A 22,313-nucleotide genomic window follows, 5' to 3' on the forward strand; every position below is an offset into this window, starting at 1 on the left:
GCAGTTTGCGCCTTGCAGCTCATCCCGATCCGCAGCGCCCACTTGCCACGCGATTCGTGCAGAGGCTCCCTAGAGGCCAATTTGACTGTTATTTTGGCGCCATGATTCACGAACGAAGCCCCCCACAACCGTCGCTGCTTGCCATGGCGGGCACGGTGCTGTTCTATATGGCAGTGGCCGAGGCCACGGCCATACCCCTGCCCGGTCAGGGGCTGGAGCAACTGCTGCAACCGGCCAGCGGGCTGGCCTTGGTGCTGCTGGTTGTGGGTGGTCTGCAACTGGCGCCGGCCCTCTTCATCGGCAGCCTGCTCAGCGGGCTGCTGGCGGGCAATGCGCCGCTGGCCGCGCTGGCCGCAGCGCTGGGCACCGTCACGGCGGCCTGGCTCTCTTGCGCGCTCCTGCTGCGGCAGCCAGATTTTGACAAGGACCATCCCAACTTCAGGATCATTCGGCATGTGCTGCTGTGGGTGTGCGGTGCCGGGGCCGGGGCCGGCGCGCTGGTGGCCAGCACGGGGTTGCTGCTGGCGGGAGAAATCGCCCCCTCCGCCTGGACCGGGCATCTCCTGCATTGGTGGCTGGGGTGCTCGCTGGGCAGCCTGCTGATCGCGCCCATGGCCCTGTCCTACCGACGGACGCTGCGCTTCCCGGAACCCCTGCGCCATGTGGGCGAAGGCATTCTGGTCTGGCTTCTGGCCATGGCTTGCGCTGTCGCCATTTTCGGCAGCACGCACAACCCGGTACTGGCCTCGCTGGCCAACGCCTACTGGATGTTCCTGTTCGTGACCTGGTCGGGCGTGCGCCTGGGTCTGCTCTCCACCACGGCGTTGCTGTGCATGATCGCGCTGCAGGCTCTGTGGGGCACCTACCAGCGCACCGGCTTCTTTGCCCGCGACATCGCCGTCAACCACGGTTTTGGTTACTGGTCGTACATGGTGATCCTGGCGGTGGTGGGACTGTCGCTGGCGGCCTACATCGCCGAGCGCAGGCGCCAGAAAGCCGCACTGCGCGTGGCGGCCATCGCCTTCGAATGCCAGGAGGGCATGCTCATCACCGATGCGCAGGGCGTGATCCTGCAGGCCAACCAGTCGTTCCTGCGGATGTCGGGCTATGAGGCCCACGAGGTATTGGGCAAGACCCCTCATTTCCTGTTGTCCGTGACGGACGCGCCCCCCGAAGGGCCCGCACAGACCGCGCTGGATTTTTCCCCCCAGCACGCCGTGCAGCGCAGGCAATGGCACCAGCGCAAGTCCGGCGAGGTCTACCCCGCCTGGATCACGCTGAGCCCCGTCAAGGATCTGCAGGCGCACACCACGCACTACGTGGTGACCATGACCGACATCACCAACTTGCTTCAGCAGGAAGCACAGCGCCGCAAGATGGAGCAGGCGCAGCGTGAAGCCCTGGTGCAGGAAGTGCACCACCGCATCAAGAACAACCTGCAGGGCATCATGGGCATGCTGCGTACGCTCGACCAACAGCACCCCGATCTGCACGGCCCCATCACCCAGGTCATCGGGCAGATTCACAGCATCGCCGTCATCCACGGCCTGCAAGGCCGCGCCAACGCCGACCAGGTGCGGCTGTGCGAGCTGACCTGCGCCGTGGCGGCGGGCATTGAATCGCTCTGGCACACCCCCATCCATGTGGACATTCCCACGCCCTGGCAGGTATGCCGCATCAACCCCACCGAGGCCGTTCCCGTGGCGCTGGTGCTCAACGAGCTGATGCTCAACGCTGTCAAGCATGGTGGCAAGCAGCACCAGGATGTCCAGGTCGTGCTGCGCAAGGGAGCGCAACCGGACCATGTCCACATCACCATCGCCAACCCCGGACAATGGCCTGCATCGCCACCTTCTGCCAAGGGCGGGCACAGCCTGGTGTCGGCGCTCATGCCCCGCAGCGGCGCCACCGTAACACGCACGCAGGAGGCCGACCGGGCCGTGCTGCGCCTGGAATTTTCCCCTCCGGTCATCCATCTCGAAACAGCGCCAGCACCATGAACGCTTCTGCCTCCGATCCCGCGCCCGCCCATCTGCTGCTGGTGGACGACGACCGCCTCATCCTGGCCACGCTGTCGAGCGGGCTGCAGGACATGGGCTACCAGGTCAGCACCGCTGAATCCGTGGACGATGCCGAAGCGCTGCTGACCGGCGGACTGCGCCCGGATCTGGCCATCGTGGACGTGCGCATGCCCGGACGCGACGGCCTGGAACTGGCCGACCGCCTGCGCAACCTGGACCACATCCCGTTTCTGATGCTCAGCGCCTTCAGCGACACCCAGAATGTTGATCGTGCTTCGGGTTTTGGCGCGCTGGGCTACCTGGTCAAGCCAATGGACGTGGTCCAAATCCGGCCCACCATAGAAGCCGCGTTGCAGCGGGCCCAGGAAATTGACCAGCTGCGCCAGTCCCGTGCCCAATTGCAGGAGGCGCTTGATGGCGACCGCAGCATCAACGTGGCCACCGGCATCACCATGATGCAGTACCGGTTGCCGCGCACCGCTGCGTTCGAGCTGCTGCGCTCGGCTGCACGCTCGCAGCGGCGCAAGCTGGCCGGGCTGGCCAAGGAAGTGATCGACACCAGCGACCGCTTGCACACGGTGACAAAGCCGTGACACAAGTCAAGGGTTTACCCTTATTAAAAGTTACAAACCCATACAACAAAATCCCCAGCTCTGGCTCACGCCTGCCCCGCCCCGCAGCCTGAGCCCTTGAGGCCCCGAACACGCCTCGCACCCTGCCACGGCCTTGCGCCCGTGGGCACAGGCCAATGTTCGGTTCCTCTACAACCCTTCCCGTACCCACCGTGCACCTGCGTGCACGCATGGCCAGGCGATGACCGGCGCTCCGCTTGCGCACGATGCTGCGCCGTGGCCGTCCACGCCCGGCTCGCCGCAGGGCATGGGGTACAGCCTGTTTTCGCATTTCCGCATTGGCACGCGCCTGGCAGTCTTGATGGTGCTGGCGGCAACGATCAGCGCCCTGCTGGCGGCCATGGGCATCCGGGGGCTAGCGGCGGCCAACGAAAGCCTGCGCACGGTGTACGAGGAGCGCATGGCCCCGGTGCGAAGCCTGGGGCAGATTACCCACCTGATGCTCTCCAACCAGCTTCAGCTGCAGATGGCGCTGGCTCCACCCCACGCGGCAGGCAGCGCAGCGCGGGCCACCTTACAGCCAGACCTGGCACGCAGTGCGGCACAGGCCATAGAGCACAACATGCTCGCCATCGACCGGCTCTGGGCCCCCTATGCCGCCACACCGAAGGCGCCGCAGGAAGCCGCGCTGGCAGAACACTTTGCCCACCAGCGCGCAGCCTACCTGCGCGAGGCGGTAAAGCCCGCCATCGACGCGCTGCGCAGCCTGGACTACGCAGGCGCCCAGCACCTGGCCGACACAGCGCGCACGCTGTACGAGCGCGCCAGCCCGGACATCCAGGCTTTAACCGACCTGCAGTTCGAGCTGGCCCATGCCACCTACGAGGCGGGCATACAACGCCACGCGCAAACACGCCAACTGGCGCTGGGTGCGCTGTTGGCCTCCATGGCCTTGCTCGGGTTCCTGGGTGCCATGCTGATCCGATCGATCGTCCGTCCCCTGCAGCAGGTCAGTGCCGTGTTCCGCAAAATTGCCGCCGGGCAACTGGACTCACTCATCGTCGTCGAGGGCAAGGACGAAATCAGCACGCTGCTCTTCGAGTTGCGCGCCATGCAGTCGCGCCTTGCCACCAACGAAAAGGCGATTCATGAGCTGGCGTATTTCGACCCCTTGACCCATTTGCCCAATCGGCGCCTGCTGCGCGACCGCATCCAGAGGGCGCTGGACGCCAGCGGCCAGGACGACCAGCATCGCGCGGTGCTGCTGCTGGATCTGGACAACTTCAAAACCATCAACGACACACTGGGGCACGAAGTAGGCGACCAGTACCTGGTGGAGATGGCCTGCCGCTTTCGCGAGGTCGCGCGCGCGCCCCATTCGGTCGCGCGCATCGGTGGCGATGAATTCGTCGTCTTGATGGACGACCTGCCCACCGCTGAAGCACAGGCCCTTGCGCAGGCCGATGCCCTGGCGCGGCAGCTGCTGGCCAGTGCCGCCCGGCCCTGCCTCTTGCAAGGGCAGATGCACCACGGAAGCGCCAGCATCGGCATCTGCCTGTTTCGACGCGGCAACGCCAGCATCCACGAACTGCTCAAGCGGTCCGACACGGCCATGTACCAGGCCAAGAACGCCGGGCGCAACAGCTACCGCCTGTTCGACCCTGCCTTGCAGGCCGATGTGGAAACCCGTGCGGCCCTGGAAACCGCCCTGCGCGATGCGATCAGCGAAGGCCAGCTGGCCCTGCATTTCCAGGTGCAAGTCGACCACGGTGGACAAGCGCTGGGAGCCGAAGTCCTGCTGCGCTGGGAACACCCCGTGTACGGCCATGTGCCACCCGCACAGTTCATTCCTATCGCGGAAGCCTCCGGACTCATCCTGCCCATTGGAGAGTGGGTGCTGCAGCAGGCCTGCGCGCAACTCGGGGCGTGGGCGGAGCAATCCCAGACCCGGCACCTGGAACTGGCCGTCAACGTCAGTGCAAGGCAGTTCCGGCACCCGGATTTCGTGTCCCAGGTGTGCGAGGCCCTCAAACAGTCTGGCGCGCCGCCCACCCGCCTGGTGCTGGAGTTGACCGAAAGCCTGGTGCTCCACGACGTTGCCGATACCGTGGCCAAGATGCAGGCCCTGCGCCGACATGGCGTGCGCTTCGCGCTGGACGACTTTGGCACGGGCTACTCGTCCCTGGCGCACCTCAGGCGACTGCCGCTGCACCAGCTCAAGATCGACCGCAGCTTTGTGCAGGACATCGTCATTGAACCGGGCGATGCGGCCATCGTCCAGACCATCATCGGCATGGCCCGCAACCTTGGCCTGAGCGTGATTGCCGAGGGCGTGGAAACGCAGGCGCAACGCCTTGCCCTGCAGCGGCTCGACTGCACGGTCTTCCAGGGCTTCCTGTTCGGTCGCCCGCAGCCGCTGAGCGCCTTCGAGACCTGGCTGGCCCAGCCCCCCACCCCCATTTCCCTTTTTGCAACGGCCCTTGCAGTGCCACTCAACCCAAGAGAGTTTTCATGAACCGTTTCAAAATTTCGACCCGTGTTGCCGTTCTGGCCGGCCTTTTGTCTCTGCTGCTCCTGGGCATTGGGGGCCTGGGCCTGTGGGGCCTGGCCCAGACCAACCAGGCGCTGCGCTCCCTGTACCAGGACAACCTGGTGACAACGTCGGAGGTGCACCAGATCGAGGCCCTGTTGCTGCGCAACCGTCTGGCGCTGGCCGTGGCCCAGGTGACGCCCGATGCCGCCACCATCCAGTCCAGCACCACCGAGGTGGAAAACAATATCGCCGCCATCACCCGCCTCTGGGACGGCTATCTTGCGCGCCCCCACAGCGCGGAAGAAGCCGCACTGGCCCAGCGCTTCACGCAAGACCGCAAGCGCTTTGTGCAAGAGGGCCTTTTGGTGACCGTGGCCGCGCTCAAGGCCAACGACATGCCCGCAGCAGAACGCGCCGTGGTCGAGAAAATTCGCCCTTTGTATGCCCCGGTGGGCGACGAGATCAAGGCCATGATTGCCATCCAGTTCGAGGCCGCCCGCAAGGCCGCCGAAGCCGCCGATACGCGCTACGCCACCATACGCGCCGCCGCGGTTGCCTCCATTCTTTCCGGCCTGCTGTTTGCCGCACTGTTCGCTGCCGCCCTGGTGCGCGGCATTTCCCGTTCCCTGGGATACGCCATCGGCGTGGCCCAGACCATCGCCCAAGGCGACCTGACCCGCCCGGTCACGGTGCAGGGCCAGGACGAAGCCGCCCAGGTACTGCATGCGCTGGGCGCCATGCAGCAGCAACTGACCGGCATCGTCACCCACATTCGCGAAGGCGGTGAGAGCCTGGCCAGCGCATCGGCGCAGATTTCGTCGGGCAACCACGACCTGGCCAGCCGCACCGAACAGCAGGCCAGCGCCCTGGAACAGACGGCGGCCGCCATGGAGCAGCTCAACGCCACGGTGCACCAGAACGCCGACAACGCCCGCCAGGCGCAGCAGTTGTCGGCCAGCGCCAGCGCAGTGGCCGTCAAGGGCGGCGAGGTGATGGGCCAGGTGGTCAGCACGATGCGCGAGATCCATACCTCCTCGGGGAAAATCGCCGACATCATTGGCGTGATCGACGGCATTGCCTTCCAGACCAACATCCTGGCGCTCAATGCGGCCGTGGAAGCCGCACGGGCCGGCGAACAGGGCCGTGGTTTTGCCGTCGTGGCCACCGAGGTGCGGGCCCTTGCCAAGCGCTCGGCCGATGCGGCCAAGGAAATCAAGACGCTCATCAGCTCCAGCGTGGAGCGCGTGGGCAAGGGCACCGAACTGGTGAACACGGCCGGCACCACCATGCAGGAAGCCGTCACCGCCATCCAGCGCGTGACCACCCTGATGACCGACATCAGCGCTGCCACCGCAGAGCAAAGCAGCGGCATGGGGCAGATCGGCGAGGCGGTGCAGCACCTGGACCAGACCACCCAGCAGAATGCTTCGCTGGTGGAAGAACTGTCGGCCGCGGCACGCAGTCTGCAGGATCAGGCCCAGGGCCAGGTACAGACCATCGCCGTATTCACGCTGCCGCGCGATCAAACGCCCACCAGCGGCACGCCTGCCGCATCGCCCAGGCGGTTGCCGACACCCGCCAGGATGGCTGCCCTGGCGGGCGTTTGATCGCGTGGCATCCCTTGGCAGCGACGTCCTGAGTTCCAGCAAAATCTCTTCGAAAAGCATAGCTGCAAGCGCTTATCAGTAAAGCGCTAGAGCCTCTTTTTCCTCATATTTCCCATGCGAACAGAGGCGGTCCACGGCTCCGTGCGCAGGGGCGCTAGCCCAGCCGATTACAGGCAATCCCTGGAACGCTACAGCCAGCCCACCTTGCGAAACCGCCGGTACAGCACCAGGCCCGCGAAGACGATGGCGCCCAGGGCCGCCGGGTAGCCGTAGCGCCACTTGAGTTCGGGCATGACCTCGAAGTTCATGCCCCAGATACCGGCCATGGCAGTGGAGACGGCAAAGATGGCCGCCCAGGCCGCCAAGCGCTTGGTCGTTTCGGACTCCTCAATCGCCACCATCGACAGGTTCACCTGGATGGCCGTGCCGATGGTGTCGCGGATGGTGTCGATGGAGCCGTTGATGCGCGCCAGATGGTCGTGCACATCGCGGAAATACTCCTGCGTGCTGGCGAAAACCGGTGGCACGCGCCCGCCGTGCAGCTTGTTGAGCATCTCCAGGAGCGGCGCCACCGCGTGGCGCAGCACGGCACTGCGGTGCTTCAGGTCATACAGCCGCTCAATGTTGCCGCGCGCCGCGCCAGCGGCAAATATCTGCTCCTCGATGCCTTCGAGCTCGGCTTCGAGCAGGTCGATCACCGGAAAGTACCGGTCCACCACCGCATCCATCAGCGCGTACAGCACGAACCCCGAGCCGCGTTCCAGCAAGAGCGGCTCGCGCTCGCAGCGCTCACGCACGCCCAGAAACCCGTGCTGACTGCGGCTGCGCGCCGAGAGGATGAAGTTTTTCCCGACAAACACCGCGACTTCCCCCACGGCCAGGTCGTCGTCGGCGGGCTCAACCAGGTGCATGACCACGAACACCATGTCGCCATACTCTTCGATCTTCGGGCGCTGGTGGCCTTTGAGCGCGTCTTCCACCGCCAGCTCGTGCAGGCCGAATTCACGCTGCATCTGCGCCAGCTCCTCTGCACTCGGGTCGAGCAGCGCGACCCAGACAAAGGCCTCGGGCTCCTTGAGCCAATGGGCAATCTGGTCCGTACCGATGTCGGCCAGCTTGCGGCCGTGTTCGTAAGCGACGCAGTTGATGAGCATGGTGACAGGCTGTGGGTGGGCTATTCAGGCGCTGGCCAGCGCCGCTTCGATATCGCCGGCCAGGTTCTCGGGCGCCTCCTGCGGTGCGTAGCGGCGGATCACCTGGCCATCGGTCCCGACCAGAAACTTGGTGAAGTTCCATTTGATCGCCTTGCTACCCAAGAGCCCTGGCGCCTCAGCAGCAAGCCACCGGTACAGCGGGCTGGCGGCGGCGCCATTGACGTCGATCTTGGCCATCATGGGAAAACTCACCCCATAGTTAAGCGCGCAGAACGAGGCAATCTCCTCGTTGCTGCCTGGGTCTTGCCCGGCAAACTGGTTGCACGGAAAACCCAGCACAACCAGGCCTTTGCCGCCGTACTCGCGGTGCAAGGCCTCCAGCCCCTTGAACTGCGGCGTAAAGCCGCAGGCGCTCGCCGTGTTGACGATCAGCAGCACCTGGCCGCGGTAGTTCGACAGTGGAACGGTACTGCCGTCCATCTGCAAAGCGTCAAAGTCGTAGGCGGTCTGGGCCATGGGGTTCTCTCAGGGTGAATGGCCCATGGTAGCCGCGCCGCGCGTTGCTTGCTGCCGGCGCCGTGGCAGCAGCGCCAGCAAGGCCGCCAGCACGATCAGCGCGCCGCCGGCCAGCATGCGCGGCGCCAACTGTGCGGCGCCCATCAGCCAGGAGGAGGCACTGGCAAACAGCACTTCGCTGAGCATGACCAGCGCCGTGGTGCCGGCGGCCAGACGAGCGGCCCCGTACTGCAGGCCCAGGTTGCCCAGCATGAACGCCAGCGCCAGGCCGGCCGCCACCCACAGCCAGCCGGCCGCCGGCGCAGGCGGTGCGCTGGCCAGCGCAAGCCCTGTGGCGGCACAGGCACCGACCGTTGCCATGACAAAACCGCCACTGAACATGGCCACCATGCGGTCGCGCTCGGGCGTCTGGTTGAAGCGGCGCAGGAAGACGTTGGTCAGCGCAAAGCAAAACCCTCCCGCCACCGCCAGCACGTCGGTGGCCGAGAGACCGCTGGCCAGCCGGGAGAGTGGCGCGCCCGGCGGCACCACCACCAGCGCCACACCGGCAAAGGCCAGCAGCAGTCGCAGCAGCGCCAGCGGCGTTGGCGGCTCATCCAGCAACCACCAGGCGAGCAGCACCGACCAGGCGGGCATCAGATAGAACAGCAGCACCACACGCACCACATCGCCCAGCGCCACCGCCCAGTTGAAGCAGATGTTGGTCAGCCCCGCTGCAGCGGCAAGCAGCCACAGTTTCGGCGTGCGCACAAAGCTCAGTGCGCTGGCGGGAAGCGCCACCACCAGCACCATGAGAACCGCCAGGTAGACCAGCGCCGTGGCCCACAGCGGGTGCAGGCCGGCGGCGTTGAGCGTGCGCAGCGGCCACCAGGAGCAGCCCCAGACCAGGGCATTGAACAGCAGGGCGAAAACGGGCAGCGCGCGGGGCATCAAAATAGGAAAAAAATGGGTCTAGCGCTTATCTGTAAAGCGCATACAGCTATCAAAATTATAGTTTTCTTGGCCCCCTGCGCTGCGCAGGGCCGGGGCGCGTCAAACGTGCGTATCCTGGCGCGCAATCTGCAGCAGGTGCTCCAGCTCTTCGGTATGGTGGCGGCAGTTGTACTGGTGCCAGCGCCCGATCAGCCACATGGCGCTGGCCACGACAAGGCCGAACACCGCTATCGCACCAAACACCGACAGCCCAAGTTTGAGGGAGAGGCTGTAGAACGCGCCCATTCCCAGCGTCGCCGCCTGCTCGTTGAAGTTCTGCACGGCAATCGAGCGCCCCGAGCCCATGAGGTTGTGGCCCCGGTGCTGCAGCAGGGCATTCATGGGCACCACCAGAAAGCCACCCAGCCCCCCCAGCACGATCAGAAAAGGCACGGCCAACCAGATGCTGTGGATGAAGATCATCACGATCAGCAGAACGCCCATGGCAATGCCCATGGGAATCACGCGGGTGGCGCACTCCAGCCGCATGCGCATCGAGGCCAGTACCGCGCCCGCCGCCGTCCCAACGGCCACCACGCCAATCAGCGCCGAGGCCTGCGTGGTGCTGTAGCCCAGCGCCACCCCGGCCCAGACCAGCACGATCAACTTGAGATTGCTGCTCGCACCCCAAAACAGCGTGGTGGTCGAGAGCGAGATCTGCCCCAGGCAGTCGCGCCAGAGGCGCGCGTTGCACGACCAGAAGTCGGGCACCAGCGCGAGCGCGCTGGCCAGCACGCCCGACTGCACCGTGCGGCGCAAGGGCCGCATTTCAACACCGGTGTGCGGAATGCGCAGGTTGAACCACGCAGCAATGGCGTACACCGCAATCAAGGCCGCAATCGCCGCTTCGGCTGGCGTGTTCACGCCGGTGTCGATCAGCGGCAAATCAAATTGCAGCAGCAGGCCCGAGAGCTTGTGCCCGACCAGCTGACCGCCCAGCAGAAGACCCAGAATGATGGACGCAATCGTGAGCCCCTCGATCCAGCCATTGGCCTTGACGAGTTGCGAGGTCGGCAACAACTCGGTGAGGATGCCGTACTTGGCTGGCGAATAGGCTGCAGCGCCCAGCCCCACCACGGCGTACGCCACCAGGGGGTGCGAGCCGAACAGCATCATGATGCAGCCGACGATCTTGATGGCATTGCTGATGAACATCACCCATCCCTTGGGCAGTGCATCGGCAAAGGCGCCCACGAACGGCGCCAGCACCACGTAGAACAGGGCGAACATCGGCACCAGGGCCGCACGCTGCCACTCTGGGGAACCTCCGGCGCGCAGCAATTCCACCGCGGCGACGAAAAGTGCGTTGTCGGCCAGCGAGCTGAAAAACTGCGCCGACATGATGGTGTAGAAACCGCGCTTCATCGAATGGCTGAAAGGGTCATCTGGCAGTCGAATGACCAAGTGTGAACGGGTCGCCTGGCAAGAAGCGGCGGTTATATCACGCAGCCTTTTGTTATGAAGACCCTGCCCGAGGCAGGAGGAGTGCCAAAATCATGCCCTCTGCCAGACCCTCGCGCCTGCCCGCCATGCCCCGTCCCATTTGCGCCCACATCCACACCGCCGCCCTCGCCGCCAATCTTGAGCGCGCACGCCGCGCCGCGCCCGACGCGCGGGTGTGGGCCGTGGTCAAAGCCAACGCCTATGGCCATGGCATCGAGCGGGTATTTGAGGCGCTGCGCGCCGCCGACGGTTTTGCCCTGCTTGACCTTGCCGAGGCCGAGCGCGTGCGACACCTGGGCTGGCGCGGCCCCATCCTGCTGCTCGAAGGCGTCTTCGAGCCGCGCGACCTGGAACTGTGCTCGCGCCTCTCACTCTGGCACGCGGTGCACTGCGACGAGCAGATCGACATGCTGGCGGCGCACAAGACACAGGCACCGCAGCGCGTCTTCCTCAAGCTCAATTCCGGCATGAACCGGCTGGGCTTCACGCCAGCGCGCTACCGCAGCGCCTGGGCGCGCCTGAATGCGCTGACGCAGGTGGACGAGATTTCGCACATGACGCATTTCTCCGACGCCGACGGCCCGCGCGGCATTGCCGAACAGTGGCAGGCGTTTTGCGCCGCCACGCAAGATCTGCCGGGCGAGCGCAGCGTTTGCAACAGCGCCGCCATCCTGCGCCACGCAGGCGATGCGCGTGTGCGCGGCGACTGGGTGCGCGCCGGCATTGCGCTCTATGGCAGCGCGCCCGACTTCCCCGAGCACAGTGCCGCCACCTGGGAACTGGCCCCCACCATGACGCTGTCCACACGCCTCATTGGCCTGCAGCACCTGCAGGCCGGCGACAGCGTCGGCTACGGCTCGCGCTTTCGGGCCGAAGCGCCCATGCGCATTGGCGTCGCCGCCTGCGGCTATGCCGACGGCTACCCGCGCCACGCCGACACCGGAACACCGGTGCTGGTGGAGGGGGTGCGCACGCGGCTGGTGGGGCGCGTCAGCATGGACATGGTCACGGTAGACCTGGAACCTGTCTTCGCCGCCGGCCTGGCACCGGGCTTTGGCGCCGAAGTCACGTTATGGGGCCGCGCATCGGGCGGCGCCGTGCTGGCCATCGACGAAGTGGCGCAGGCAGCGGGGACCGTGGGCTACGAGTTGATGTGCGCACTGGCGCCGCGCGTGCCGGTCCACCAGGGCTGATCAGACGGCCCTTCACCCTCTGAGAAAAGCTGCCGTTACGCAAGACTGCGTAAGGGAATTCGTGAATTAATGTAACGGTCGCCGTGCCGTACATTGGGTTTTCCCGGAGCTGGCGCCGCCCTTGCTCCTTTTCCCGAGGAGATTCCCATGGCACCCCCTGCTGCCTACAACCGTTCCGTGGCCCGCCGTCTGACGGGTCTGGCCATCGCGCTGGTGACTGTCGTGCTGGTATTGGTCGGCTTGGCCATTTCGGTGCTGACCGAGCGCAGCACGCGCGCCCAGGTGGTGCAAAGCGTGGCCGACACGACGCAAAGCGTGGCCAATGCGCTGAACGCCGCCGACGCCACCAACCGCGAACTGGTGCAGCGCACCATGAAGGGCTTCCAGCGCTACTTCGACGCCAACATGGCACTGGACGAAGCCACCGGCGAGCTGCGCAGCTATGGCGCCCTCGTCAACGACGACCACGGCTCGGTGGATCGCTTTGCCAACGAAACCGGCGGCGTTGCCAGGGTGTACGTGCGCAAGGGCAATGGGTTCACGAGCATCACCAGCTCGGTCAAGGATGCACAGGGCACGCGGGAAACGGCAAGCCCGCTGGCCGGCCCGGCCCTCACGGCCGCCCTGGCGGGCAAGGCCTGGACAGGGCGCACCGTGGTGGCCGGCAAGCCCTACATGGGCTACTACCTGCCGATGCAGGACGCGGGCAAAAAGACGATTGCCTTGCTCTTCATCGGCAACGACATCGGCGTGATGGAGCAAATGCAGCAAAAGCAGGTCGCCCAGACGCAGTTCTTCGCGCATGGCGCCACCTACGTGATCGACCCGCGTGACAAGCCCAGCGATGCGGTGTTTGTCGCCCATCCCACAGCACGCGGAAAACGGGTGCTGGAAGCCTTCCCACAGGCCGGCCCACTGCTTGAAGCGCTCGCCGCCGCGCCGGACGGTTATGTCCGCCACGCCGCCAGTCTGCTGGGGAACGACGACAAAGATCCCTGGGCGCTGCTGCGCAAAACCGGCCCCGATGGCCTGTGGGTGGTCGCCGAGGTGCCGGACGCCGAAGCCATGGCGAGCCAGCGCCCGGTGCTGCTAGCCGTCTGGGGCCTCATTGCCGTTGCTGTCGTGCTTCTGGGCGCCGGGCTGTTCGCCATGCTGCGCCGCGGTGTCAGCCGGCCCCTGCGCCAGCTGACCCAGGCGGTCACGCTGGTGGCCCAGGGCGACTTGACGCAAGCCTTCCACACCAATCAGCGCGATGAAATCGGCGCACTGGTGCAAGAGGTCGATGGCATGCGCCTGCACTATCTGCAAATGCTGCAGGAAGTGCGCACGGCCGTTGACAACATCACCACCGCCAGCGCCGAGATTGCCAGCGGCAACCAGGACTTGTCGGCACGCACCGAACAGACCGCCAGCAGCCTGCAGACCACCGCGCAAAGCATGGAACAGCTCACGGCCACGGTGCGCCAATCGGCCGACGCGGCGCACCAGGCCAACCAGTTGGCGGGCTCTGCGGCGGAAGTGGCGGCGCGCGGCGGCCAGGTGGTCGGCGAGGTGGTGACCACCATGGGCGAGATCAACCAAAGCTCGCGCCGCATCGCCGACATCATCAGCGTGATCGACGGCATTGCCTTCCAGACCAACATTCTGGCGCTCAACGCTGCCGTCGAGGCGGCACGCGCCGGCGAGCAGGGCCGGGGCTTTGCGGTGGTGGCGAGCGAGGTGCGCAGCCTCGCAGGCCGCTCGGCCGAAGCGGCGCGCGAAATCAAGGCGCTCATTGGCGCATCGGTCGACAAGGTCGAATCGGGCGCGCGCCTGGTGCAAAACGCCGGTACCACCATGGACGAGATCGTTGGCTCGGTGCAGCGCGTGGGCGACATCATCAGCGAAATCACGGCAGCCGCGTCTGAACAGTCCGACGGCATTGGCCAGGTCAACCAGGCCGTCAACCAGCTCGACCAGATGACACAGCAGAACGCCGCGCTGGTGGAGCAATCGGCTGCCGCTGCACAAAGCCTGCGCGACCAGGCAGAGCGCCTGGCAGGCGCCATAGAGGTGTTCAAGCTGGGTGATGCGCCAGGGGATGGCCGCGCCCTCGGGGCTCCTGCGCAGCACCCCGTGCTGTTGGCCCCGCATGGGGCCGAACACACCGCGGCCTGAGCACCCACGTCCTTGCAATTTGTCCCCCATACTTAAGGATGTTCTGCATCGCTCTACGCGGGAGGGTGTAGTGCGGATCGGGATGGGGTGCCAGGCGTGTTTCACAGCCCATAGCCGGGGCTATTGGCTGTGAAACGGAGCGACGCAGACCGCCTGAGTCCGTGCTATCGCACGCCGCGAGGAGTTATGCAGGACGTCCTTAAGACCCTGGACCGACACACCTTTCTCCTTCATGTACGCAGATGTTCCGACCTTGATGGCCACCATCCTGCTGGCCTCGCTGACCATGGCGGCGGTGATGGTAGTGGTGGGGTGGGGCATGCGGCGCGAAGGGCTGCAGCTATGGGCCGGGGGCCTGGCCGTCCATGCGGCGGGGTATCTGTTTCTCGCATTGCGCGGCCAAATGGACCAGACTCTGTCGATCCTGGCGGGCAATGCGCTGACCTCGCTGGCCTTGGCGCTGCTGCTTGCGGCGGTGGGGCGCTTTTACGGAGCGCACCACCGCTGGCTGGCACTGATGGCACCGCCCGCACTGCTGCTCGTGGGCCTTTCCTTGCTGCTGGAGAACTACAGCGCCCGTGTGATCTTGAGCGGCGCCCTGTACGCAGCGCAGGCCGGTGCCGTGGCAGTGGCGCTCTACCGGCGCCGGAACGAAACGGTAGGCCGCGGCGCGCGCCTGGTCATGGCGGGGATGGCGGTGGAAGCCCTGCTCATGGCACTGCGCGCGGCCGGTGCAGGCGCTCAGGGAGCGGATCGCCTGCTGCAAACCGGAGCCCTCCAGACACTCACTTTTTTTGGCACCTTTATCGTGCTGCTGGTGACATCGCTCGGTTTTATCTTCATGACAAAAGAGCGCGCCGATGAGGCCAATCGCCTTCTGGCGGCGGCCGACCCCCTGACAGGGGCCGCCAATCGCCGCGCCATCATAGAAGCCCTGGACCGCGATATCGGCCGCGCCATCCGCACGCGCGAGCCCTTGGCCCTGATGATGATCGATATCGACCATTTCAAGCGCGTCAACGATATTCATGGCCATCTGGCAGGCGACGCCGTGTTGCGCAGCCTTGTGAGCCTGATTCGCCAACGCATCCGCACGCAGGATATCGTCGGCCGCTACGGCGGTGAAGAGTTCCTCGTGGTGCTCCCCGACACCTCGCTGGCCGGCGTCCAGCGCCTGGCCCAAGACCTTTGCAACGCCGCCGCGGCGCATGCCACGTCGTACTCCGGCCAGCGGATCACCGTGACCATCAGCATTGGCGTGTTCGGCGGCCGCCTGGAGCCGGGCGACAGCTGGGATTTGCTGATCCACGCAGCCGACAGTGCGCTCTACCGCGCCAAAGATGCCGGACGCAACCGGGTCGAAACGACCCCAGTCCTGCCGCGCGCAGGCACGGCCAGCCCCCACCCGGAAACCTTCCCCGCTACCTTGCAATAGCACGCCGGCACGCCGCGCGGCAGCGTGCGAGCCCCGCCTGTGGTGCAATGGGCGACTTGTCTCGCCCCGAAGGAGTCCGCCATGAACGCCCGCATTGCCCCCGCCCAGCTGCAACCCGCCCAGGCCCTGGAACGCATCAGCCAGGCCTGGGACGAACGCATCCTGCCCCAGCTCACCGACTACATCCGCATTCCCGCCAAGTCGCCCATGTTCGCACCCGACTGGGAGCAGCAGGGCTTGCTTGACACGGTGGTCCGCAATGCCGCCGATTGGGTGCTGGAGCAGAAGATCGACGGACTCGCGCTTGAAATCGTGCGCCTGCCCGGGCGTACCCCGGTGCTGTTCTTTGAAGTAGCGGCGACGCAAGCGCCATCCGGCCAGAGCGTGCTGATGTACGGCCACCTGGACAAGCAGCCCGAATTTTCCGGCTGGCGCGCAGACCTCGGCCCCTGGGCGCCGAAATACGAGGACGGCAAACTCTACGGCCGCGGCGGCGCAGACGACGGCTACGCGGTGTACGCCAGCATCGCCGCGGTGCAGGAGCTCAAACGCCAGGGTGTGCCGCACCCGCGCATTGTCGGTTTGATAGAAACCAGCGAAGAAAGCGGCTCGCGCGACCTGCTGCCCACCATCGACGCCCTCAAAACCCGTCTTGGCGACATCGCCCTGGTGGTCTGCCTCGACTCCGGCGCTGGCAACTACGACCAACTCTGGCTCACCACCAGCCTGCGCGGCATGGTGGCCGGCACCCTCAAGGTCGAGATCCTCACCGAAGGCGTGCACTCGGGCGACGCTTCGGGTCTGGTGCCCTCCTCGTTTCGCGTCATGCGCCAGGTGCTTGACCGGCTGGAAGACAGCGCCACCGGCCGGCTGCTGCCGGCGAGCTTCCACTGCGAAGTTCCCGCAGAGCGCCTGGCGCAGGCACGCGCCACGGCGGCCATTCTGGGCCAGGAGATCACGCAGCGCTTTCCCTGGGCGCACTACGACTGCGGCGGCAGCACCGCCTTTGCCCTGCCGACCACGCAGGACCCGGTGCAGGCCCTGCTCAAGCGCACCTGGGAGCCCACGCTGAGCGTCACCGGCGCCGAGGGCTTTCCCGCCTTGCAGGACGCCGGCAACGTGCTGCGCCCCTACACGGCCTTCAAGCTCAGCCTGCGTCTACCCCCACTGGTGGATGCCGCGCAGTGCGTGCAGGACATGAAAGCCCTGCTGGAAGACAACGCCCCCTACCAGGCCAAAGTGACCTGGCAGGGCGCCAGCGGCGCCAATGGCTGGAGCGCACCCGAGACCTCTCCCTGGTTCGAAGACGCGCTCAACGCTGCCAGCCAGGCACATTTCGGCGCACCGTGCGGCCACATCGGCCAGGGCGGCACGATTCCGCTGATGGGCATGCTGAGCAAAGGCTTCCCCAAGGCGCAGATGATGGTCTGCGGCGTACTCGGGCCGCGCAGCAATGCGCACGGCCCAAACGAATTCCTGCATGTGCCCTACGCCAAGCGGCTCACTGCTGCAGTGGCGCAGGTCATCGCCGCCATGCCCTGATTGGGCCTGCGCCAGCATTGGCGAGAACCCCTATCATGCGGAAACCCTGTCGCCGACACGACCAGCCTGCGCTGCTTGCAAGACCCCCATGTTCGACTTTCCCGCCGCCACGATGCTTCCCTTCACCGCCAGCGACGGCGAAAACCTCGCGCTCTACGACTGGCCGCTGCCCGAAGGCAGCCCGCGCCGCGGCACCGTGCTGCTGGTGCACGGCCTTGGTGAGCACGCCGGCCGCTACGGCCATGTCGCGCAGCACCTCAATGCCTGGGGCTTTGCCGTACGCGCCTACGACCAGTACGGCCATGGCCGCTCGGGCGGCCCGCGCGGCGGGCTGAACCACGACAGCCGCCTGCTCGACGATCTGGCCGATTTGGTGGACGCGACGCGCAAGCGCATGGCACCGGGCGAGCCGCTGGTGCTGCTCGGCCACAGCCTGGGCGGCTTGGTGGCGGCACGCTTTGTCTCGCTGCACCTGCGATCCGTGGACGCGCTGGTGCTCTCTTCCCCTGCGCTCGATACGGGGCTGTCGGGGTTTCAAAAGCTGCTGTTGGCAACCCTGCCGCGCTTGGCGCCGAATTTGCGCGTGGGCAACGGGCTTGATGTGCAGGCGCTGTCGCACGACCCCGCCGTGGTGGCCGCCTACCAGGCCGACCCGCTGTGCCACGACCGCATCAGCGCGCGCCTGGGCCGCTTCATTGCCGAAGCTGGCCCAGCGACGCTGGCACGCGCGCCGCACTGGAGCGTGCCCACCCTGCTGCTCTGGGCCGGCGCCGACCGCCTGGTGCGGCCTGCAGGCAGCGCCGCCTTTGTGGCTGCGGCGCCAGTGGCCGTGGTGCAGTCGCAATGCTTTGCGGGGCTGTACCACGAACTGTTCAATGAGCGCGATGCAGCGCCGGTATTTGCCGTACTGCGCCAATGGCTGGATGTGCACTGCCGCTAAGAGCCTGTTCAAAGCCGCTCCAGGCAAATATTTTGCGGCGAAATTCGGCTCTAGCGCTTATGTGGTAAGCGTCAACAGCTATGCTCTTTGAAGCAAACCACCCAACATTCCCATCAAATCACTGGCATTGCCCAGGCCGCCTGCAGGGGCCTGGCCCTGGGGCGTGAGATGGTCAACCAGGCCGGGCAGCATCTGCGCCAGGCTGGAAGCCGCTTCGCCAGGGTTCAGTCCCATCCGGGCACCGAGTTGCGATACGGCATCGGGCCCCAGTGCCTGCGTGACTTGGTCGCCCGTCACGGGCTGGTTGGCGCCCGTGCCCAACCACGAGGCGACCACATCGCCCAGCCCCGCTTGCTGAAATTTTGCCACCAGGCCGCCCAGGCCACCGTGCCCGCCATCGTCGGCCAGCATGCCCATGACGGCGTGCACCACCTGGGGATTGTTGGCCGCCAGAGCCACCAGACCGCTCAGCGCGCCCAAGGCACCTTCCGTACGCTCGCCTTGCGACTGCGCGTTCATCACCGAACCCAAGACCGAATCAAGCAAACCCATAACGGACTCCTTAAACAACAAGCGAACAAGCGCCAAGTGTGCCCCGATGAGGGAGCCGCCGCTTGTCCGCTCCTAGACCGACGGCTGCAGGCGCCGCTGGCGCGCCATCAACCACAGGAGCGCCCCGCCGGTAAGGCACAAGGGCGGCAGAGATGCCAGATTCAGCCAGTTCCAGCCGCTGGTGGTCACCAGGGCCCCAGAAGCCAGCGAGGTGACGGCCATGGTGGCAAAGACGAAGAAGTTGATGGCGCCCTGCGCCCGGTCTTTTTCCTCCTTCCGGTAGGCGGTCAGCGCCAGGGTGGTGCTGCCGGTGAAGAGAAAATTCCAGCCCACGCCGAGCAGGAACAGCGCTGCGGTGAAATGGGCGATCTCCTGCCCCGACAGCGCGATGCCCACACACACCAGGTTGAGCAACACACCCAGAAACATGACCGGCAGCGTGCCCACCCGTTTGATGAGGTGGCCGGTGAAAAACCCCGGCGCAAACATGCCGATCACGTGCCATTCGAGCACCAGGGCAGCCGAGTCAAAGCCAAAGCCGCAGACCTGCATGGCCAGCGGCGTGGCCGCCATCAGCAGGTTCATCACGCCGTAGCCCAGCGCCGCGCCCAGCACCGCCACCGCAAAGACCGGCTGGCGCAGCAATTCGCTGAGCGGGCGGCCGGCGGGCAACGGCGTAGCGCCAGGCGTGGGCTTGGGCAGGGCTTCGAACCGCACGCCGGCCATGCAGGCCATGGCGAGCAAGGCCACCAGCATCAGCGCCATGTAGGCGCCAGCAAACGGCACGGGAAACAGGTTGCGCGTGCCGCTCGCCAGGTTCGGCCCTGCCACGGCTCCCAGCAAACCGCCGGCCAGCACCAGCGAAACGGCCTTTTCACGAAACGCCGATGCGGTCAGCTCGGCTGCGGCAAAGCGGTACAACTGGCCATTGGCGTTGTAATAGCCAGCAAGGACCGTCGCGGCGCACAGCAGCCAGAAGTTGGCACTAAAAGCCGCCCAGGCACACAGCGCTGCCGATAAAAAGGCGACCGCCAGCCCGAGCTGGAACGAGCCGCGCCGCCCCCAGCGCGTCTGGCTGGCCGCGACCAGCGGCGTCGAGAGCGCGCCGCCCACCACATAACCCATGACCGGCAGTGTCGCCATCCAGCCAAACGGCGCCAGTTGCAGGCCCACGAGCCCATTGATGGCGATGAAGACCACGTTGTTGGTCATCAGGAGGCCCTGGCACAGGGCGAGCAGCCAAAGATTTTTCTTCATGGGGGTCGTCATCCTAGAACTGGCCGTTGACCGCTCGTTATCGTCTGAAAAGTCGCATGGCGACCGGCATGGTTGGCTTCGTTGGCGCGCCCCTCTGGGGCAGACAGCGCTAGGCACCCACCAGCACCACGCTGGCCGCACCATGCGGCGTTTCTAGAACCATTCTGCGGGGCCGCGGCCGTCTTTGTCCGTCGTGTGGGCGCCGAGGGGCGGCTTCGATTGTGGCGCAGTCTTGACAAAGGTCAGCGCACAGCGTGCCGGTCGCGCGTATGGTTGCGCGCTATTGCGCAGTCGCCCGGCCCTGCGGCGCTCGCGCTTTTCTCCTGGTCTCCGCATGCACGCCCCCACACCCACCTCCACACCCGAAGCCACGGCGCCCGCAAGCGCGCCGCTCCCGTTTGAACTGGTCTGCCCCGCAGGCAGCCTGCCAGCCCTCAAGGCGGCGGTCGACAACGGCGCCAGCTGCGTCTACCTGGGCCTGCGCGACGCCACCAATGCCCGCAACTTCGCCGGCCTGAACTTCGACGAGGCCGCCATTGCCAGCGGCATTGCCTATGCCCACGCACGCGGCTGCAAGGTGTTCATGGCGCTCAACACCTACCCGCAGGCCGCCAACCCCGCACCCTGGTGTGCCGCGGTGGACAAGGCCGTGGATCTGGGCGTGGACGCCGTCATCCTGGCCGACCCGGGGCTCATGCAGTACGCCGCGCAGCACCACCCCAAGCTGCGCCTGCACCTGTCGGTGCAGGGCTCGGCCACCAGTGCCGACGCCATCAACTTCTACCGCGAACAGTTCGGCGTGGTGCGCGCCGTGCTGCCGCGCGTGCTGTCGATGGAGCAGGTGCAGCGCGTCATCGACCGTACCCCGGTGGAAATCGAAGTCTTCGGTTTTGGCAGCCTGTGCGTGATGGTGGAGGGGCGTTGCGCCCTGTCGTCCTATGTGACCGGCGAATCGCCCAACACGCACGGCGTGTGCTCGCCGGCCAAATCCGTGCGCTGGCAAGAGACGCCCAAGGGCCTCGAATCGCGCCTGAATGGCGTGCTGATAGACCGCTACGCCCCCGGCGAGAACGCGGGCTACCCGACGCTGTGCAAGGGGCGCTTTGACGTGGCCGAAGACAAAAACTACTACGCCATCGAAGAGCCCACCAGCCTGAACACGCTCGAACTCCTGCCCGAGCTCATGAAGATCGGCGTGCGCGCCGTCAAGATCGAAGGGCGCCAGCGCAGCCCCGCCTACACCGCCCAGGTCACCAAGGTCTGGCGCGAGGCCATCGACAACTGCCTGGCCGACCCCTTGCGCTACACCCCCAAGACCGCCTGGATGGCCAGTCTCGACCAGGTGGCCGAGGGCCAGCAACACACCCTGGGCGCTTACCACCGCCCTTGGAAATAATGACGATGCCCGCTTTGAAACTCTCCCTCGGTGCGCTGCAGTACTACTGGCCGCGCCAGACCATTTTTGATTTCTACGAGGCCATCGCCGCCTCGCCGGTGGACATCGTCTACCTGGGCGAAACCGTGTGCTCGCGCCGCCATGAGCTGCGCCTGTCCGACTGGATCGACATTGCCGACCTGATGCGCGATTCGGGCAAGGAGGCCGTGCTGTCCACCCAGGTGCTGCTCGAATCGGGCGTCGAGGTGAGTGCCATGCACAAGGTCACCAGCAACCTGGATTACCTCATTGAAGCCAACGACATGGGCGCGGTGCAGCGCCTGGCGGGCCAGCGCCCCTTTGTTGGCGGCCTGCACCTGAACATCTACAACCAGCCCTCGCTCACCTGGCTGGCTTCGCTGGGCGCCACGCGCTGGGTGGCGCCGCTGGAGATGAAGCACCAGGACCTTTCCGCCCTGATCGAGGCCGGCCCGCAGAACCTGCAGACCGAGGTGTTTGCCTATGGCCGCATGCCGCTGGCCTTCTCGGCACGGTGTTTCACCGCGCGCCAGCGCAATTTGCCCAAGGACGATTGCCAGTTCAGCTGCATGGACCACCCCGACGGCCTGATGCTCAAGACGCGCGAGAGCCAGGATTTTCTGGTGCTCAACGGCATCCAGACGCAATCGGCCCGCGTGCACAACCTGATCGACGAACTGCCGCGCATGCAGCGCATGGGTGTCGCCGTGGCCCGCATCAGCCCGCAGGCCCAGCACACGGGCGAGATCGTCGCCCTGTTCGACGCCGTGCGCCGCGGCACGCTGGCACCACACGACGCCCGCGCCCAACTGCAGCCCCTGGTGCCCGACCAGAGCTGCAACGGCTACTGGCACGGCCAGCCCGGCCTGGATCTGGTGGAGACGCCAGCGCTGGCTCCTGCCTGACACCCAAGCGATGCGACTCGAAAAATACGATTCAAAAGTGCCTCTGACGCTTATTGGATAAGCGCTAACAGCTATCAAGATAGAAGCAGAGAACACCACC

General features: G+C 66.1%; 17 protein-coding genes. 11 read left to right on the forward strand and 6 right to left on the reverse strand.

All coding sequences use genetic code 11. The annotated features are described in order from the left end of the window. Window positions 1-101 precede the first annotated feature (101 nt). The 4 genes from AC07ZH_RS05670 (at window position 102) to AC07ZH_RS05685 (ending at window position 6,733) form a co-directional block, all read left to right on the forward strand. Window positions 102-2,000, forward strand: a complete 1,899-nt coding sequence (locus AC07ZH_RS05670) for a PAS domain S-box protein (protein ID WP_495198898.1) — start codon at window positions 102-104, stop codon at window positions 1,998-2,000. Further along, window positions 1,997-2,614 carry an ANTAR domain-containing response regulator gene (locus tag AC07ZH_RS05675; RefSeq protein WP_495198899.1) on the forward strand — a complete coding sequence of 206 codons (618 nt, stop codon included), beginning with the start codon at window positions 1,997-1,999 and terminating at the stop codon, window positions 2,612-2,614. The genes AC07ZH_RS05670 and AC07ZH_RS05675 overlap by 4 nt, the downstream gene beginning before the upstream one ends. Before the next feature lie 220 nt (window positions 2,615-2,834). Beyond that, on the forward strand, window positions 2,835-5,108 hold the full coding sequence (locus AC07ZH_RS05680) for a putative bifunctional diguanylate cyclase/phosphodiesterase (RefSeq protein WP_495198900.1): 2,274 nt from the start codon (window positions 2,835-2,837) through the stop codon (window positions 5,106-5,108). Continuing rightward, a complete protein-coding gene (locus AC07ZH_RS05685) occupies window positions 5,105-6,733 on the forward strand; it encodes a methyl-accepting chemotaxis protein (protein WP_495198901.1) in 1,629 nt (542 codons plus the stop codon). The genes AC07ZH_RS05680 and AC07ZH_RS05685 overlap by 4 nt, the downstream gene beginning before the upstream one ends. Before the next feature lie 188 nt (window positions 6,734-6,921). On the opposite strand, the gene corA is transcribed toward AC07ZH_RS05685, so the two are convergent. From corA to lplT, 4 genes are all read right to left on the reverse strand, one after another. Continuing rightward, window positions 6,922-7,887, reverse strand: coding sequence for a magnesium/cobalt transporter CorA (gene corA, locus AC07ZH_RS05690; protein WP_495198902.1), 966 nt, complete (start codon window positions 7,885-7,887; stop codon window positions 6,922-6,924). A 24-nt stretch (window positions 7,888-7,911) separates the two neighbouring features. Beyond that, the gene (locus tag AC07ZH_RS05695) at window positions 7,912-8,403 is read right to left on the reverse strand and encodes a glutathione peroxidase (RefSeq protein ID WP_119109967.1); all 492 of its coding nucleotides are present in this window, start codon (window positions 8,401-8,403) and stop codon (window positions 7,912-7,914) included. A 9-nt stretch (window positions 8,404-8,412) separates the two neighbouring features. Next, window positions 8,413-9,333 carry a DMT family transporter gene (locus tag AC07ZH_RS05700; RefSeq protein ID WP_495198903.1) on the reverse strand — a complete coding sequence of 307 codons (921 nt, stop codon included), beginning with the start codon at window positions 9,331-9,333 and terminating at the stop codon, window positions 8,413-8,415. A gap of 102 nt (window positions 9,334-9,435) precedes the next feature. Beyond that, the gene (gene lplT / locus AC07ZH_RS05705) at window positions 9,436-10,740 is read right to left on the reverse strand and encodes a lysophospholipid transporter LplT (protein ID WP_495198904.1); all 1,305 of its coding nucleotides are present in this window, start codon (window positions 10,738-10,740) and stop codon (window positions 9,436-9,438) included. A gap of 164 nt (window positions 10,741-10,904) precedes the next feature. Here lplT and alr point away from each other — a divergent pair, with 164 nt between their 5' ends. The 5 genes from alr (at window position 10,905) to AC07ZH_RS05730 (ending at window position 18,085) form a co-directional block, all read left to right on the forward strand. After that, the gene (gene alr, locus AC07ZH_RS05710) at window positions 10,905-12,011 is read left to right on the forward strand and encodes an alanine racemase (protein WP_495198954.1); all 1,107 of its coding nucleotides are present in this window, start codon (window positions 10,905-10,907) and stop codon (window positions 12,009-12,011) included. A gap of 147 nt (window positions 12,012-12,158) precedes the next feature. Then, complete coding sequence (locus AC07ZH_RS05715; protein WP_495198905.1) at window positions 12,159-14,168, forward strand: methyl-accepting chemotaxis protein; 2,010 nt, start codon at window positions 12,159-12,161, stop codon at window positions 14,166-14,168. A 232-nt stretch (window positions 14,169-14,400) separates the two neighbouring features. Further along, on the forward strand, window positions 14,401-15,603 hold the full coding sequence (locus tag AC07ZH_RS05720) for a GGDEF domain-containing protein (protein WP_495198906.1): 1,203 nt from the start codon (window positions 14,401-14,403) through the stop codon (window positions 15,601-15,603). An 81-nt stretch (window positions 15,604-15,684) separates the two neighbouring features. Then, window positions 15,685-17,145, forward strand: coding sequence for a M20 family metallopeptidase (locus tag AC07ZH_RS05725; RefSeq protein WP_495198907.1), 1,461 nt, complete (start codon window positions 15,685-15,687; stop codon window positions 17,143-17,145). Window positions 17,146-17,233: 88 nt separating this feature from the next. Further along, entirely contained in the window at window positions 17,234-18,085 is an 852-nt protein-coding gene (locus AC07ZH_RS05730) for an alpha/beta hydrolase (RefSeq protein ID WP_495198908.1), read from the forward strand. A gap of 78 nt (window positions 18,086-18,163) precedes the next feature. Here AC07ZH_RS05730 and AC07ZH_RS05735 read toward each other — a convergent pair whose 3' ends face one another. Continuing rightward, window positions 18,164-18,637, reverse strand: coding sequence for a YidB family protein (locus AC07ZH_RS05735; RefSeq protein ID WP_495198909.1), 474 nt, complete (start codon window positions 18,635-18,637; stop codon window positions 18,164-18,166). Window positions 18,638-18,709: 72 nt separating this feature from the next. Then, a complete protein-coding gene (locus AC07ZH_RS05740; protein WP_495198910.1) occupies window positions 18,710-19,894 on the reverse strand; it encodes an MFS transporter in 1,185 nt (394 codons plus the stop codon). 334 nt (window positions 19,895-20,228) lie between these two features. Here AC07ZH_RS05740 and ubiU point away from each other — a divergent pair, with 334 nt between their 5' ends. Both ubiU and AC07ZH_RS05750 read left to right on the forward strand, forming a co-directional pair. After that, the gene (ubiU, locus tag AC07ZH_RS05745) at window positions 20,229-21,290 is read left to right on the forward strand and encodes a ubiquinone anaerobic biosynthesis protein UbiU (RefSeq protein ID WP_495198911.1); all 1,062 of its coding nucleotides are present in this window, start codon (window positions 20,229-20,231) and stop codon (window positions 21,288-21,290) included. 14 nt (window positions 21,291-21,304) lie between these two features. Then, window positions 21,305-22,213 (forward strand): U32 family peptidase, encoded by a 909-nt coding sequence (locus AC07ZH_RS05750; RefSeq protein WP_495198955.1) that lies wholly within the window; start codon window positions 21,305-21,307, stop codon window positions 22,211-22,213. The last annotated feature ends 100 nt before the right edge of the window (window positions 22,214-22,313 follow it).

The organism is Simplicispira sp. GW247-4R2A (assembly GCF_059424465.1).

What these genes read in the sequence shown, in the direction of transcription:
- AC07ZH_RS05670 (WP_495198898.1), top strand. Translation starts at nt 102, where the DNA reads ATGATTCACGAACGAAGCCCCCCACAACCGTCGCTGCTTGCCATGGCG.
- lplT (WP_495198904.1), bottom strand. Translation starts at nt 10,740, where the DNA reads ATGAAGCGCGGTTTCTACACCATCATGTCGGCGCAGTTTTTCAGCTCG.
- AC07ZH_RS05685 (WP_495198901.1), top strand. Translation starts at nt 5,105, where the DNA reads ATGAACCGTTTCAAAATTTCGACCCGTGTTGCCGTTCTGGCCGGCCTT.
- AC07ZH_RS05700 (WP_495198903.1), bottom strand. Translation starts at nt 9,333, where the DNA reads ATGCCCCGCGCGCTGCCCGTTTTCGCCCTGCTGTTCAATGCCCTGGTC.
- ubiU (WP_495198911.1), top strand. Translation starts at nt 20,229, where the DNA reads ATGCACGCCCCCACACCCACCTCCACACCCGAAGCCACGGCGCCCGCA.
- AC07ZH_RS05720 (WP_495198906.1), top strand. Translation starts at nt 14,401, where the DNA reads ATGTACGCAGATGTTCCGACCTTGATGGCCACCATCCTGCTGGCCTCG.
- AC07ZH_RS05715 (WP_495198905.1), top strand. Translation starts at nt 12,159, where the DNA reads ATGGCACCCCCTGCTGCCTACAACCGTTCCGTGGCCCGCCGTCTGACG.
- AC07ZH_RS05680 (WP_495198900.1), top strand. Translation starts at nt 2,835, where the DNA reads ATGACCGGCGCTCCGCTTGCGCACGATGCTGCGCCGTGGCCGTCCACG.
- corA (WP_495198902.1), bottom strand. Translation starts at nt 7,887, where the DNA reads ATGCTCATCAACTGCGTCGCTTACGAACACGGCCGCAAGCTGGCCGAC.
- alr (WP_495198954.1), top strand. Translation starts at nt 10,905, where the DNA reads ATGCCCCGTCCCATTTGCGCCCACATCCACACCGCCGCCCTCGCCGCC.
- AC07ZH_RS05675 (WP_495198899.1), top strand. Translation starts at nt 1,997, where the DNA reads ATGAACGCTTCTGCCTCCGATCCCGCGCCCGCCCATCTGCTGCTGGTG.
- AC07ZH_RS05740 (WP_495198910.1), bottom strand. Translation starts at nt 19,894, where the DNA reads ATGAAGAAAAATCTTTGGCTGCTCGCCCTGTGCCAGGGCCTCCTGATG.
- AC07ZH_RS05725 (WP_495198907.1), top strand. Translation starts at nt 15,685, where the DNA reads ATGAACGCCCGCATTGCCCCCGCCCAGCTGCAACCCGCCCAGGCCCTG.
- AC07ZH_RS05695 (WP_119109967.1), bottom strand. Translation starts at nt 8,403, where the DNA reads ATGGCCCAGACCGCCTACGACTTTGACGCTTTGCAGATGGACGGCAGT.
- AC07ZH_RS05735 (WP_495198909.1), bottom strand. Translation starts at nt 18,637, where the DNA reads ATGGGTTTGCTTGATTCGGTCTTGGGTTCGGTGATGAACGCGCAGTCG.
- AC07ZH_RS05730 (WP_495198908.1), top strand. Translation starts at nt 17,234, where the DNA reads ATGTTCGACTTTCCCGCCGCCACGATGCTTCCCTTCACCGCCAGCGAC.